Here is a 12,311-nt window from a genome sequence, read left to right as displayed (position 1 = left end):
TGCCGAGCTGGCGGGCTGCGGTGACGATGACGAACCTCCGTGTGGGATGCGCGGAAGACAACCGGTGCACATCGGGTATGAGCGTAGAGCGATGCACTCCCTTCGCGCACCGGGACTTCGGTGGCGGAAAGCGGCGATGAGACCCGCAGGGGACCGCACAGAGCGGATGACCGCCACCGATCCGTGTCATCCTGGAGGGCGGGAGCCCTCGGGCTCCGAGGACGACGAGTGGAGGCACCCACGTGACCGACGGCTGGAACTGGCGCCGGCCTCAGCCACCACCGGCGGGGCCTCCGGCGTCGGGTGGCTCGCCCTGGTGGTCCGATGCGCTGGCCGACCCGTGGCGCGACCCGTACGCGCCGTCCGCCGTGGTCGTGCCGAGCGCGCCGGTCAGCACCGGGCCCGCGCCCGAGCCGGTCGCCGACCCCGACGCGCCCCGCCGCTCGCTCACGCCGATCCTGATGATCTGCCTGCTCACGGCTCTGCTCGCGGGCGGGCTGGGCGGCACCCTCGGGTACGTGTTCGCGACCCGCAGCGGCGTCGGCGGCGGCGGTACCCAGCTCGGCGGCGCACCCCTGGCGGCCCCTAGCGCCGCCCAGCGTGCCCCCGAGTCGTTCGGCGGGGTCGCCAAGCAGGTCCTGCCCAGCGTCGTCACGGTGCGGGTCACGGGTGCGATCGGTTCCGGCTTCGTGGCGTCCGCGGACGGTTACGTCATCACCAACGACCATGTCGTCGAAGGCGCGGGCAAGACGATGTCGGTGTCGTTCAGCGACGGCTCCACGGCGCCCGCGACCCTGGTGGGGCGCGACCCCGAGTCGGACATCGCAGTGATCAAGGTCTCCAAGAGCAATCTGCCCGCCGTCCAGTTCGGCAACTCCGACTCGATCGCGGTCGGTGACCCGGTGCTCGCGTTCGGCTCGCCGCTGGCCCTCGTCAACACGGTCACCCAGGGCATCGTCAGCGCGCTCGACCGGACCATCCAGGCCGGCGACCCGGGCGGCACGACCCGCTACTACGCGGCCATCCAGACCGACGCCGCCGTCAACCAGGGCAACTCCGGCGGCCCGCTCGTCGACGCCGCCGGCCGGGTCGTGGGCGTGAACTCGGTGATCCGCTCGGTGGGCGGCAGCGAGACCGAGGCCGGCAACATCGGCCTGGCCTTCGCCATCCCGATCAACCAGGCCCGGCGCATCGCCGAGGACATCATCGACACCGGCAAGGCCCGGCGTACGGTGATCGGCGCGGAGGTCTCCGCCGGCGGCTCCACGGGCTCCAGCGGCTCCACCGGGGCGCGGCTGCGCGCGGTTCAGCCGGCGGGCCCGGCGGCGGCCGCGGGCTTGAAATCCGGCGACGTGGTCACGAAGATCGACGGGCACGTCCTCGAGGACGGCACCGACCTGATCGCCCTGGTCCGCAAGTACGCCCCGGGTGCCACCGTCTCGGTGGAGTACCGCCGGGGCACCGGCACACAGACGGCGTCAGTAACCTTGGCAGCCGACGCGAAGTGAGAGGCCCTCACGGGCAGGGGAGGCCGCCATGTTCGAGAACCTGAACTGGTGGGAGATAGGCGCGCTGCTGATGCTCGCGCTGCTCATCTTCGGCGAACGCCTGCCCAAGGTCATCGGCGACGGCCTGCGCATGCTCCGCGGGCTGCGCGCCATGGCCCAGAACGCGACCAGCGACCTGAGCCGCGAGCTCGGCACGGACATCCAGCTGCAGGACCTGCATCCCAAGGCGTTCATCCGCAAACACCTGCTGAGCGAGGAGGACGAGGCGGCGATCCGCAAGCCCCTCCAAGGCCTCTTCGAGGACGTCAAATCCGACCTCAACGGCGTCAAATCCGACCTCAACGAGGTAGCCGCCGCCGCAGACATCAAGTCCCCCTCCGCACCCACCTCTGCGCCTGCGCCGAAGCCCGCCTCCGCGTCCTTCGACATCGACGCGACGTAGCCCGGGCGCTTCTGGGGCGGAATTGGCCCACTCCGGGCGGTCAGGCTGCCACGTAACTCTTCTGTGCCACGCGCGCTGCGAAGCTGAAAAGCCGCCGGTCAATCGCCCACCGGAACCACGACGGCGTTTTTGGCGGGGATCGCCTCACGCAGGGATCAAGCCTGACCGCCCGGAGTGAGGTGATCCCCGCCAAAAACGCCCCCAGCGCAATCAGCGCCGAGCGTTGACCATCAACCCCAAGGGCTTGCCGACGAGGGACTCGCGACGGACGGCGAGACGGTCCGCCACCGCGGAGAGGGCCGCCGCAGCAGGAGCCGAAGGGTCGGCGAGGACGATCGGGGTGCCCGCGTCGCCGGCTTCGCGGACGCGGGTGTCGAGGGGGATCTGGCCCAGCAGCGGCACCGAGGCGCCGACGGTCTTGGTGAGGGAGTCGGCGACCGTCTGGCCGCCGCCGGCGCCGAAGACCTCCATGCGGGTGCCGTCGGGCAGCTCAAGCCAGGACATGTTCTCCACGACGCCGATGAGGCGCTGGTGGGTCTGCATGGCGATCGCGCCGGCCCGCTCGGCCACCTCGGCGGCCGCGGCCTGCGGGGTGGTGACGACCAGGATCTCGGCGTTCGGCAGGAGCTGGGCGAGGGAGATCGCCACATCGCCGGTGCCCGGGGGCAGGTCGAGCAGGAGCACGTCCAGGTCGCCCCAGAAGACGTCGGCGAGGAACTGCTGCAGCGCGCGGTGCAGCATCGGGCCGCGCCAGACGACGGCCGCGTTGCCCGCGGTGAACATGCCGATCGAGATGACCTTCACGCCGTGCGACTGCGGCGGCATGATCATGTCTTCGACGCGGGTGGGGCGTCCGTCGGCGCCGAGCATGCGGGGCACCGAGTGGCCGTAGATGTCCGCGTCGATGACGCCGACCGACAGGCCGCGCTTCGCCAGGGCCGCGGCGAGGTTCACCGTGACGCTGGACTTGCCGACGCCGCCCTTGCCGCTGGCCACCGCGTACACCCGGGTCTTGGAGCCCGGCTGCGCGAACGGGATGACCGGCTCGGCGCTCTGGCCGCCGCCGCGCAGCGTGGCCTGCAGGGCCTTGCGCTGCTCCTCGGTCATCACGCCGAAGTCGATCTCCACCGAGTCGATGCCGGGGATCTTCGTCACGGCGGCGGTGATGTCGGTGTTCAGCTTGTCCCGCAGCGGGCAGCCGGCGACCGTCAGCAGCAGCTCGACGGTGACCTTGCTGCCGGCGACGGTGAAGCCCTTGACCATGCCGAGCTCGGTGATCGGCCGGCGGATCTCGGGGTCGTCGACCGTGGCGAGGGCCGCCTGGACGGCTTCCTCGATGGCGGGGGCGGGTGCGGACATGTCGACAAGCTTACGTCTGTGTCAGGAGTGCTCTTCTTCCCACTCCTTGCGTTCCAGCTTCTGCCGCCGGTGTGCCGCCTCGTCCAGTTCGTCGGCCAGCCGGCTCAGCTCCGAGCGCAGGAAGTCGCGGGTCGCGACCTCGCCGAGAGCGATGCGCAGGGCGGCGATCTCGCGGGCCAGGTATTCCGTGTCGGCCTTCTGCATGGCGGCCCGCCGGCGGTCCTCCTCCATGGCGAGGCGGTCGCGGTCGGCCTGCCGGTTCTGCGCGAGCAGGATCAGCGGCGCGGCGTACGACGCCTGCAGGGACAGGATCAAGGTCAGGAACGTGAACGTGTACGGGTCGAAGCGCAGGTTCTCGGGCGCCAGCGTGTTCCACGCGAACCAGGCCGCGATGACCACGGTCATGTAGACGATGAACTTGGCCGTACCCATGTAGCGGGCGATGTTCTCCGACCACTGGCCGAAGGCCTCCGGGTCGAACCGGGGCAGCCGGACGCGGCCGGGCTCGACGGGCTGGTCGAGCCGTTCGATCCGCTTGCTGCGCAGGTCCGTCATCGCTCGACCCCGGGCAGCAGGCCGGCGGGCTCGATGTCCTGGACGTCGCGGTCACGCCAGTCGCGTGGCAGGGCGTGGTCGAGCACGTCGTCGACCGTGACGGCCCCGACCAGCCGGAACGAGCTGTCCACCACCGGCATCGCCACCATGTCGTACGTCGCCATCCGCCGGGTGATCTCTGTGAGATTCGTCTCGGGTTGCAGCGGGTGGATGTCGGTCTCGATGAGGCCGCCGAGGATCGCCGACGGTGGCTCGCGCAGGAGCCGCTGGAAGTGCACCATGCCGAGATACTTCCCGCTGGGCGTCGCCGAGGGCGCCCGGGCCACGAACACCTGCGCGGCCACGACCGGGGAGAGCTCCGGCTCCCGGATGCGGGCCAGCGCCTCGGCGACCGTGGCGTCCGGCGTCAGGATCACCGGCTCGGACGTCATCACCGATCCGGCCGTACCCGGGGTGTAGCTCATCAGCTGCCGGACGGGGGCGGCCTCCTCGGGCTCCATCAGGTCCAGCAGGATGGTCTGCTCCGCCTTGGGCAGCTCGGCCAGCAGGTCGGCGGCGTCGTCCGGGTCCATCCGCTCGAGCACGTCCGCGGCTCGTTCCCGGTCGAGCCGGACGAGGATCTCCACCTGGTCGTGCTCGGGCAGCTCCTCGAGCACGTCGGCGAGCGTACGGTCGCTCAGCGCGGCGGCGACCTCGTTGCGCCGCGCGTCCGGCAGATCCTGCAGGGCGTTCGCCATGTCGGCGGGGCGCATCTGCTCGAGCAGCGCGACCAGGTTGGCGCTGCCCTGGGTGTCGGTCGGCCCGACGAGCCCGCGGACCCGGTCGTACTCGACCTGGTACGTGTGCCCGCGCCGGGTGAGGCGGCCGGTGTGCTCCCGCACGGCGACCCGGGTGATCAGCCACTCGTTGTTGCGGTTGAGCTCCATGGCGAGGTCGACGACCGTGCCGCTCTGCCCCGGCCCGTTGCGGTCCTCGGGCTCGACGGTGACCCGGCGGTCCAGCAGGTCCTCGAGCACGAGCAGCTCGTTGGGGCGCTTCTCGAACCGGCGCAGGTTCAGCGTGCCGGTGCTGAGCACCACCGCCTCGGCGTCCATCGAGGTCACCCGTCCGATGGGCAGGAAGATGCGCCGCCGCAGCGCCATCTCGGCCACCAGCCCGACGACCTGCGGCGGCCGGTTGGTCGTCCGCAGCCGCACGACGGCGTCGCGGACCCGCCCGACGCGGTCGCCGTTGGGGTCGAACACCGGCAGAGCGGCGAGCCGCGCCAGATAAACCCTCGTCCCCATGGTCACGGCACCAGCCTAGGCCGTCGGCTAGCGTCGAGCTGTGTCTACCGTGGCGTACGAGATCGTGGACGTGTTCACCGACCGCCCCTTCGCCGGCAACCCGCTCGCGGTGGTCTTCGGGGCGGAGGCTCTCGGTGCTGACCAGATGCAGGCCCTGGCCCGGGAGTTCAACCTCTCGGAGACCGTGTTCGTCCTGCCGCCGACCGACATCGAGGCGACCTACCGGGCGAGGATCTTCACCCCGGAGACGGAACTGCCGTTCGCCGGTCACCCGAGCGTCGGCGCGGCGGTGACATCGGTACGCCGTGGACTCGCGGCGCACGGCCGGGTGGTGCAGGAGTGCGGGGCGGGTCTGCTGCCCATCGAGGTCACGGACGCGGGGTCGGCGACGCTGACCGGCGGTACTCCCACGCTCGGGAGCCCGCGGGAGCCGGCGGCCCTGCTGGAGCTGGCCGGGCTCGCCGCCGACGATTACGCGGGCGGCTCGGCGCGTCCCTCGACGGCCGGCTGCGGGCTGGAATTCGTGTTCCTGCCGGTGCAGCGCCGGGCCCTGGACCGCGCATGGGCGGACGCGGCGCGCGCGGCGAAGGAGGGCGTCTCCCAGATCAGCGTCTTCGCGTGGGACGCCGACACCCGTACGGCCTGGGCCCGCGTCTTCTGCCCGGGCGTCTCCGTGCCGGAGGACCCGGCCACGGGCTCGGCGGCGCTGGGGCTGGGCGTGTGGCTGGTGGCGAACGGATGGCTGCCGGGCGACGAGACCTCGGCGTACACGGTGCACCAGGGGATCGAGATGCACCGGCCGTCGCTGCTCGAGTGCACTGTCACCGCCTCCGGCGGCGAGGCGACCTCGGCGACCGTCTCCGGCCACGTGGTGCCGGTCGCGACGGGCGAGATCTCGGTGCCGCCCTTCGTCGGGTGATCAGCCGCGCTTCCGGCGTACCCGATGAAGACGGAACGGGCGACGGACCGGGACCCTCGCCGGGGTTTCCCGCGGCGCGGCGGCGCCGGAGCCGTCGGGCAGGCCGGGAGCGGCGATCGGCGCGGATTCGGCGGGGGTGAGGCGGACGACCGCGCAACCGGTCTCCGCCCATCGCGCCACGACCTCCTCGGTGGTGCCGGCGGCGTTCAGGCGCTTGCCGGCCAGCTGGGGTGCGACCTCCGCCCAGGCCTCGCTGCCGGGGGTGAGGCGCTCCACCCGCGCGTCGGTGAGCACGATGAGACCGCCGGTGTCGCCGCGGAGCCGCACCTGCACGGACTGCGCCTCGGCGAGCCCGGGCGCCGGCTGCTCGCCGGGGCCGCTCACCACGACCAGCGAACCGTCCAGGGGCATGACCCACAGGCCGAGCGCGGGACCGCCGTCGACGCTGATCCAGGCGATGGCGGCCTTCTTGATGGCCTCGGCCACGAGCTCCGTCGTCACCGGCCCATCCTCTCAGCCCGCCGGTGCCCGCTCAATTCAACGCCGGGACGCGGTCCAGCAGATCGACGACCGCGGACAGCGACGACACGCTGGGGCCGGCGAAGTCGTCGTCGCGGTTGAACACGAGGTGGTCGGCCAGGTCCGGGGCGTTCAGCCGGACCGGTGTCATGCCCACCGCCGCCGCGCCGGTGAGCTCGCGGCTGCCGCCGTCGCCCACGTACAGGCAGTCCTCCGGCGCGACCTGCAGCCGCCAGCAGGCCTCCAGGTAGATCAGCGGGTCCGGCTTGCAGCGGCCCACCTCGACCGAGAAGACGTTGACGTCCAGCAGCGGCGCGATCGGCATGCTCGGCAGGAAGGCCGGTAGCTCGTGGGTGCAGTCGCTGATCAGGGCCGTGCGCAGGCCGCGGCTCTTGAGCGTGGTGAGAACGCTCTCAGCGTCCGCGCGCAGTTCCGTGTCGGCGCGCAGCGCGTCCACCCGGGCCGGCACGGCGGCCCGCAGCTGAGCGGGGCGCGGGCTGCCTCCGGCCTGCTCGGTGACCCATCGTAGGGTGGCCTCCGCGGAGCCGAACTGGCCCCGGGCCCGGACCTGGAAGGTGCGGTCCAGCACGTTCAGCACGGCGTCGGGATCGCACCCGAGGGCACGGGCGATCTCGGCGTGCTGCGGCCCGCGCTTGACGGACCGGGTGAGCGTGCCGAAGAAGTCGAACAGCACCGCTTGGTACGCGGGCATCTAGAAATCACTCTCCAGGGGCATTGACCGATGAGTACCGGCGGCGAGCGTAACGACAGAATCACTTTCCGCTCAAACGAGGTCGACAAACTGTGACGTGCCGATCTGCGGAAAGCGACCCCGAGGGATGAATGCACGCTCAACACCCGGATTGCTCACGGTTGCGGCCTTGACTGTCGCCGTCCTGGCGGTGTCCTCCTCGGCCCCTCTGATCGCCTTCGCCGCGGCTCCGGCCCTGGCCATCGCGTTCTGGCGCAACAGCCTCGCCTTCGCGGCGCTCACCCCGATCAGCGCCGGCCCCCGCCGGGCGGAGGTCCGTACGCTGCTCAGCAAGGACGGCATGTACTGCGTCCTCGCGGGCCTCGCGCTGGCCCTGCACTTCTCCACCTGGATGCCCAGCGTGCAGCTCGGCTCGGTGGCGACCGCCACGGCCCTCGTCGCCACCCAGCCGGTGTGGCAGGGCCTGATCGCCGTCGCCGTGGGGGGCCGCAGCGCAGCACCGTCGCGTACCGCCTGGATCGGCATCGTGCTGGCCGTCGCGGGGGTCGGCTGGGCCACCGGGGTGGACGTCGGCGTCTCGGCGCAGGCGGTCCTCGCCGACGTGCTCGCGCTCATCGGCGCCATGGCCGCGGCGGTCTACACCGCGTTCGGGGAACGGGCCCGCGCCCGGCTGAGCACGACGACCTACACCTGGACCTGCTACGGGACGTGCGCCGCGGTGCTGCTGGCGGTGTGCCTGATCGGCGGCGTCCGCCTCGCCGGCTACGACGGCCGTACGTGGGCGGCGATCCTCGCGCTGGTGGTGGGAGCCCAGCTGCTGGGCCACTCGATGTTCAACTACGCGCTGCAGCACGTGTCCGCCACGACGGTCAGCGTGCTGATCCTGCTGGAGGTCCCGGGAGCGGCCCTGCTCGCGTGGCTGTGGCTGGGGCAGGTGCCCCGCGCCGAGTCGCTGCCGGGGCTCGCGGTGCTGGTCGCCGGGGTTGCGGTGGTGATCCTCGGCGGTGCGCGGAAGTGGAACGGCCGGCCGGCCACCGCGTCGCTGGCCGAGGCGGCCGACCCGGAACAGGCCTGACCCTTTCCCCTCCGGGTGTCGTTGAACCTTGGCGAACTGCCGCCCGGCGCGGTAGAGAGGGGGGATGCGATGCGCCGCTGTCGATGTGTGCTCGGAGTGCTGCTGCTCGGGGCGGTGCTCATGACCGCGGCCTGCGAACCCCCCGAGGCGCCGCAGCCCGGCCTCGTCGGCGGCTGGACCACGGCGGGGTGCGAGTTCACGCGTACCCCCGAGACCGTGACCGTGGGCGGCCACACCATGCCGGCGACCCCCGCCGCCCTGGCGGCGGCCATGAACCGCATCGACGCGGGCGGCCGCGCCGAGCACGCCGCCAGCTACGCGGGCCTCGAGGTCGACCAGCAACGGGTACGCGCGATCGTCTACCGCGTGCCGTCCGCACCGTTCGACGACTTCATCCGCCAGGCGGCCGAGGACACCTGCATCTTCGTCCGCGACGCGCCGTACAGCCTGCAGGACCTGACGGCCTGGCACGACCGCGTCCGCGCCGACCTCGAAGCATGGCGCGCCCGCGGCGTCCGCATCTCCTCGATCGCATCCCGCCACGACGGCGCGGGCGTCGAGATCGGCACCCAGGACGTCTCCCGCGCCCGCCACGACCTGCCCCGCCACTACGGCCGCAGGGCGCCGCTGATCTTCGTGGCGGAGGGGCCGGTCACGCCGAGACCCGGCGACGGCTTCCCGACCGCGCCCCAGCCGGGCGGCTGAGCGGCCGCTCAGCCGCCCGGCTGAGCGGCCGCTCGTGGGCGCCGCGCGGATCTCTCGACCCGGCGCTGTGCGGATCTCTCCGACCGGCGCTCTGCGGATCTCTCCGGCGCTGTGCGGATGTCTCCGGCGCTGCGCGGGTCAGAAGGTGTTGCTCGAGTTGTCCGTGGCGATCGCGATCACGATCAGCACCGTCCCGATCACCGCGATGCCCGTGACGATCCAGCCGATGATGATGCCCGCGAGCGCCATCCCGGCCCCGTTCGCTCCCGACCGGCGGATCCGCCGCCGCGCGACATGCCCGAAGATCGCCCCGAGGATGCCGAGCAAGCCGCCGATCCCCCAGCCGCAGAGCCCGGCGATCGAGGCGCAGGAGACGACCAGCGAGGCGACCGCGAGACCCTCGGTCGGGCGCGGACCCTGCGAATACCCGTACGGGCTGCCGGGGTACCCGAAGTCGTACGGCTGCGGCGCCGGCGCGTACGGCTGCGGCGCGGGCGCGTACGGCTGCGGCGCCTGCGTATACGGAGCGGGCGCAGGCGCCGCCGCGTACGGGTCATGAGCCGGCGGGTATGGGTCATGAGGCGGCGGGTACGACGGGTGCGGCTGCTGCCCTGACGGCTGAGGAGCGGGCTGCTGGAGGCCCGGCTGCTCGAGACCGGGCGGCTGGTAGGGCTGCACGGGCGGGTCCGGCGGCGGCGGGTACGTGCCGTCCGGGCCGGACGTCGGTGGGTAGGTCACGTCATGCCTCCGTCCAGCCCTCGAGTCGCGGCCCGAGAGGTCCCGCCCTCGAGTGCGGCCCGAGAGGTCCAGCTCTCGAGTGCGGCCCGAGAGGTCCTCCCCTCGAGTGCGGCCCGAGTGATCCAGCCCTCGGGTCGCTCCCCCCAGGGTAGAAGCCTGTGTCATCAGCCTCGTCAGGTGATCACCCGATGCGTCGTCGCCGGCCGCGACCGATCGCGCTTCGTGTCGGCCCGTTCGCCGACCGTTCTTGGCAGGCGCCGGGCGAATCGTCCATGCCGGGCCGGATGAGCAGATCCGGCGTACGCCACGTGCGGGGCGATGTTTGCCCCCGTGCGCGGGAGCGGGCAGGATCGCCGCATGGTCTTCGACGCCCGTTCCGCGAGTGGCAGCCGGTCGAGGCGGGACGCGACGCGTCCCGCGGCCGGACGCCGGCCCCGGTCCGCCACCACCGCCGCCGAGTCCGAGCCGGTCGCGGCGACGCTCGAGGACTCCGCCACGGAAGCGGAGGAGGCCCCGGTGACGCTGCGCCTGGACGGCAAGGTCGCCCTGGTCACGGGCGCGGGCAGCCCGGACGGCATCGGGTACGCGACGGCGCGCCGGCTGCGCGACCTCGGCGCCCGGGTGGCGATCGTGTCCACCACCCGCCGCATCCACGAACGGGCGACGGAGCTCGGCGTGACCGGCTTCGTCGCGGACCTGACCGACGAGGCCGAGGTCGGCGCGCTCGCCGACGCGATCGCCGACCAGCTCGGCGACGTCGAGGTTCTGGTGAACAACGCCGGCCTGGCGAGCCGCACCAGCCCGGAGGTCCTCCGCCCGGTCGCCCAATTGACGTACGACGAATGGCGAGCGGAGATCGACCGCAACCTGAGCACGGCGTTCCTGTGCAGCCGCGCCTTCGTAGGCGGCATGTCGGAGCAGGGCTGGGGCCGCATCGTCAACCTCGCCGCGACCGCGGGCCCGATCAACGCCCTCCCCACCGAAGCGGCGTACGCGGCGGCGAAGGCCGGCGTGGTCGGCCTGACCCGGGCCCTGGCCATGGAGCTCGTGGCGGACGGCATCAACGTCAACTGCGTGGCCCCGGGCACCATCTACACGGCGGCGTCCACCGTGACGGAGATCAAGCAGGGCCTCGGCACCCCCATCGGCCGCCCGGGCACCCCGGACGAGGTGGCGGCGGCGATCGCGTTCCTGTGCTCGCCGGCGGCCTCGTACATCACGGGCCAGATGCTGGTGGTGGACGGCGGCAACAGCGTCCGCGAGGCCGAGTTCCGCTGACCGCCGGTCCGGGCCGCCGGGTCGTGCGCCACGCCGGGCCGGGCGCCACGCCGGGTCGTGCGCCACGCCGGGTCGTGCGCCACGCCGGGCCGGGCGCCGGGCCGGGCCGGGCGCCACGCCGGGCCGGGCGCCACGCCGGGCCGGGCGCCACGCCGGGCGCCGGGCTGGGCTTGCCCCATGTCGGGCCGGGCGTTACCCCGGGCCGGGCTGTCGGTGACGGCCCGGGCTGGCGCTGATTGCAGGGCCGGCGGCGCAGATTCGCCCGCGCTCGCAGGTCGCGGCGCGGCCCGGGTACGGGGTGAGGCCCGGCGTACCGTGGTCCGCCGGGCGTACCCGCGTCAGTACGTCGACGTGCTGCTCGAGCCGATCGCGAAGATCACGAGGAGAAAGTAGGCGGCGCAGAAGAGCAGGTACGCGCTGGTGAAGATATAGCTGAGCCAGAGCCCCGCCGTCGCCAGCCCGTCACCGGACTCGCCGGTGTTGCGGATCTGCTTCCTCGCCACGTGCCCCATCACGATCCCGGCGGGCGCGAACACGAAGGCGAACACCAGGCTGAGGATCGCCATGGTGTTGGTCGGCGCGGGCATCTGCCCGTACGGCTGCTGCGCGTACGGCTGGCCGTAGCCGGGCTGCCCGTACTGTTGCTGCCCGTACGGCTGCCCGCTCGACGGCGCCCCGTACGGCGGCTGCTGCCCGTACGGCTGCCCGCTCGACGGCGCACCGCTGGCCGGAGCCGCGTACGGATCCTGCGAGTACGGCGAGTTGGGGTCGTACGACGGCTGCTGCCCGTAGGGCTGCTGCGGCTGATATGGGTCCGGCGTGCCACCGGGCGGCGGGTAAGTCATTCAAGGTCCTCCTAGTTCACCCGGCACCGTACTAGCCGGAGCCGCGATCGGGGCACCCGCGCCTGCGTGTCTGACCCTGGCGTCCCACGTCACGCCCCGATCGAGCCGTCCGGAAGCCGCCGGAACGCCGGTCAAGCCGCCCGCAGCCCTCTCCGGACGCCATCGGTCGCCCGGTAGCGATCCGCAATGCCGGTCGGGCGGCGACCCGCGTCACCGGTCGGGCGACCCGTCGGCGAGCCCTCGCTGGTGGTCCAGCGGGCTCCGCGGTGAACCGCGCTTGCGCTGCGTGTCCCACCGGCCGGGTGGCGCCTGCGCTGCTGGGCCCACCGGCCGGGCGGCGCCTGCGCTGCTGGGCCCACCGGCCGGGCGG

The 12,311-nt window shown here is 72.9% G+C and carries 13 protein-coding genes; 6 read left to right on the top strand and 7 right to left on the bottom strand.

The window, feature by feature from the left end:
• The first annotated feature begins 242 nt into the window (after positions 1-242).
• Positions 243-1,508, top strand: coding sequence for a trypsin-like peptidase domain-containing protein (locus AB0K03_RS30100; RefSeq protein WP_364691579.1), 1,266 nt, complete (start codon positions 243-245; stop codon positions 1,506-1,508).
• Between the two features lie 28 nt (positions 1,509-1,536).
• A complete protein-coding gene (locus AB0K03_RS30095; protein ID WP_364691576.1) occupies positions 1,537-1,950 on the top strand; it encodes a preprotein translocase subunit TatB in 414 nt (137 codons plus the stop codon).
• 210 nt (positions 1,951-2,160) lie between these two features.
• On the opposite strand, the gene AB0K03_RS30090 is transcribed toward AB0K03_RS30095, so the two are convergent.
• From AB0K03_RS30090 to AB0K03_RS30080, 3 genes are read right to left on the bottom strand one after another with little or no spacing between them, the layout of a single operon-like run.
• Entirely contained in the window at positions 2,161-3,309 is a 1,149-nt protein-coding gene (locus AB0K03_RS30090; RefSeq protein WP_364691573.1) for an Mrp/NBP35 family ATP-binding protein, read from the bottom strand.
• Positions 3,310-3,330: 21 nt separating this feature from the next.
• Positions 3,331-3,864 carry a DUF1003 domain-containing protein gene (locus tag AB0K03_RS30085; RefSeq protein WP_364691571.1) on the bottom strand — a complete coding sequence of 178 codons (534 nt, stop codon included), beginning with the start codon at positions 3,862-3,864 and terminating at the stop codon, positions 3,331-3,333.
• Positions 3,861-5,156, bottom strand: a complete 1,296-nt coding sequence (locus tag AB0K03_RS30080; RefSeq protein ID WP_364691568.1) for a magnesium transporter MgtE N-terminal domain-containing protein — start codon at positions 5,154-5,156, stop codon at positions 3,861-3,863. Before AB0K03_RS30080 ends, AB0K03_RS30085 begins: the two co-directional genes overlap by 4 nt.
• Before the next feature lie 34 nt (positions 5,157-5,190).
• On the opposite strand from AB0K03_RS30080, the gene AB0K03_RS30075 reads away from it, so the two are divergent.
• The gene (locus tag AB0K03_RS30075; RefSeq protein ID WP_364691565.1) at positions 5,191-6,069 is read left to right on the top strand and encodes a PhzF family phenazine biosynthesis protein; all 879 of its coding nucleotides are present in this window, start codon (positions 5,191-5,193) and stop codon (positions 6,067-6,069) included.
• Here AB0K03_RS30075 and AB0K03_RS30070 read toward each other — a convergent pair whose 3' ends face one another.
• Positions 6,070-6,570, bottom strand: a complete 501-nt coding sequence (locus AB0K03_RS30070; RefSeq protein ID WP_364691563.1) for a hypothetical protein — start codon at positions 6,568-6,570, stop codon at positions 6,070-6,072. It lies immediately after the preceding gene.
• A 31-nt stretch (positions 6,571-6,601) separates the two neighbouring features.
• Complete coding sequence (locus AB0K03_RS30065) at positions 6,602-7,300, bottom strand: HAD family hydrolase (protein ID WP_364691560.1); 699 nt, start codon at positions 7,298-7,300, stop codon at positions 6,602-6,604.
• 127 nt (positions 7,301-7,427) lie between these two features.
• On the opposite strand from AB0K03_RS30065, the gene AB0K03_RS30060 reads away from it, so the two are divergent.
• The gene (locus AB0K03_RS30060; RefSeq protein WP_364691557.1) at positions 7,428-8,375 is read left to right on the top strand and encodes a DMT family transporter; all 948 of its coding nucleotides are present in this window, start codon (positions 7,428-7,430) and stop codon (positions 8,373-8,375) included.
• 69 nt (positions 8,376-8,444) lie between these two features.
• On the top strand, positions 8,445-9,080 hold the full coding sequence (locus AB0K03_RS30055; protein WP_364691554.1) for a hypothetical protein: 636 nt from the start codon (positions 8,445-8,447) through the stop codon (positions 9,078-9,080).
• 138 nt (positions 9,081-9,218) lie between these two features.
• Here AB0K03_RS30055 and AB0K03_RS30050 read toward each other — a convergent pair whose 3' ends face one another.
• Positions 9,219-9,818 (bottom strand): DUF4190 domain-containing protein, encoded by a 600-nt coding sequence (locus AB0K03_RS30050; protein ID WP_364691551.1) that lies wholly within the window; start codon positions 9,816-9,818, stop codon positions 9,219-9,221.
• A gap of 357 nt (positions 9,819-10,175) precedes the next feature.
• Between AB0K03_RS30050 and AB0K03_RS30045 the strand changes: the two genes are divergently transcribed.
• On the top strand, positions 10,176-11,096 hold the full coding sequence (locus AB0K03_RS30045; RefSeq protein WP_364691548.1) for an SDR family NAD(P)-dependent oxidoreductase: 921 nt from the start codon (positions 10,176-10,178) through the stop codon (positions 11,094-11,096).
• A gap of 338 nt (positions 11,097-11,434) precedes the next feature.
• On the opposite strand, the gene AB0K03_RS30040 is transcribed toward AB0K03_RS30045, so the two are convergent.
• Complete coding sequence (locus AB0K03_RS30040) at positions 11,435-11,941, bottom strand: DUF4190 domain-containing protein (RefSeq protein WP_364691545.1); 507 nt, start codon at positions 11,939-11,941, stop codon at positions 11,435-11,437.
• Positions 11,942-12,311 lie beyond the last annotated feature (370 nt).

This window comes from Actinoplanes sp. NPDC049316, assembly GCF_040677315.1.
Lineage (GTDB): Bacteria > Actinomycetota > Actinomycetes > Mycobacteriales > Micromonosporaceae > Actinoplanes.
Note: the sequence above shows the minus strand (reverse complement) of the source record. Positions and strands in the feature narration are given on the sequence as shown.

What these genes read in the sequence shown, in the direction of transcription:
- AB0K03_RS30095 (WP_364691576.1), top strand. Translation starts at nt 1,537, where the DNA reads ATGTTCGAGAACCTGAACTGGTGGGAGATAGGCGCGCTGCTGATGCTC.
- AB0K03_RS30090 (WP_364691573.1), bottom strand. Translation starts at nt 3,309, where the DNA reads ATGTCCGCACCCGCCCCCGCCATCGAGGAAGCCGTCCAGGCGGCCCTC.
- AB0K03_RS30085 (WP_364691571.1), bottom strand. Translation starts at nt 3,864, where the DNA reads ATGACGGACCTGCGCAGCAAGCGGATCGAACGGCTCGACCAGCCCGTC.
- AB0K03_RS30065 (WP_364691560.1), bottom strand. Translation starts at nt 7,300, where the DNA reads ATGCCCGCGTACCAAGCGGTGCTGTTCGACTTCTTCGGCACGCTCACC.
- AB0K03_RS30060 (WP_364691557.1), top strand. Translation starts at nt 7,428, where the DNA reads ATGAATGCACGCTCAACACCCGGATTGCTCACGGTTGCGGCCTTGACT.
- AB0K03_RS30055 (WP_364691554.1), top strand. Translation starts at nt 8,445, where the DNA reads ATGCGCCGCTGTCGATGTGTGCTCGGAGTGCTGCTGCTCGGGGCGGTG.
- AB0K03_RS30045 (WP_364691548.1), top strand. Translation starts at nt 10,176, where the DNA reads ATGGTCTTCGACGCCCGTTCCGCGAGTGGCAGCCGGTCGAGGCGGGAC.
- AB0K03_RS30040 (WP_364691545.1), bottom strand. Translation starts at nt 11,941, where the DNA reads ATGACTTACCCGCCGCCCGGTGGCACGCCGGACCCATATCAGCCGCAG.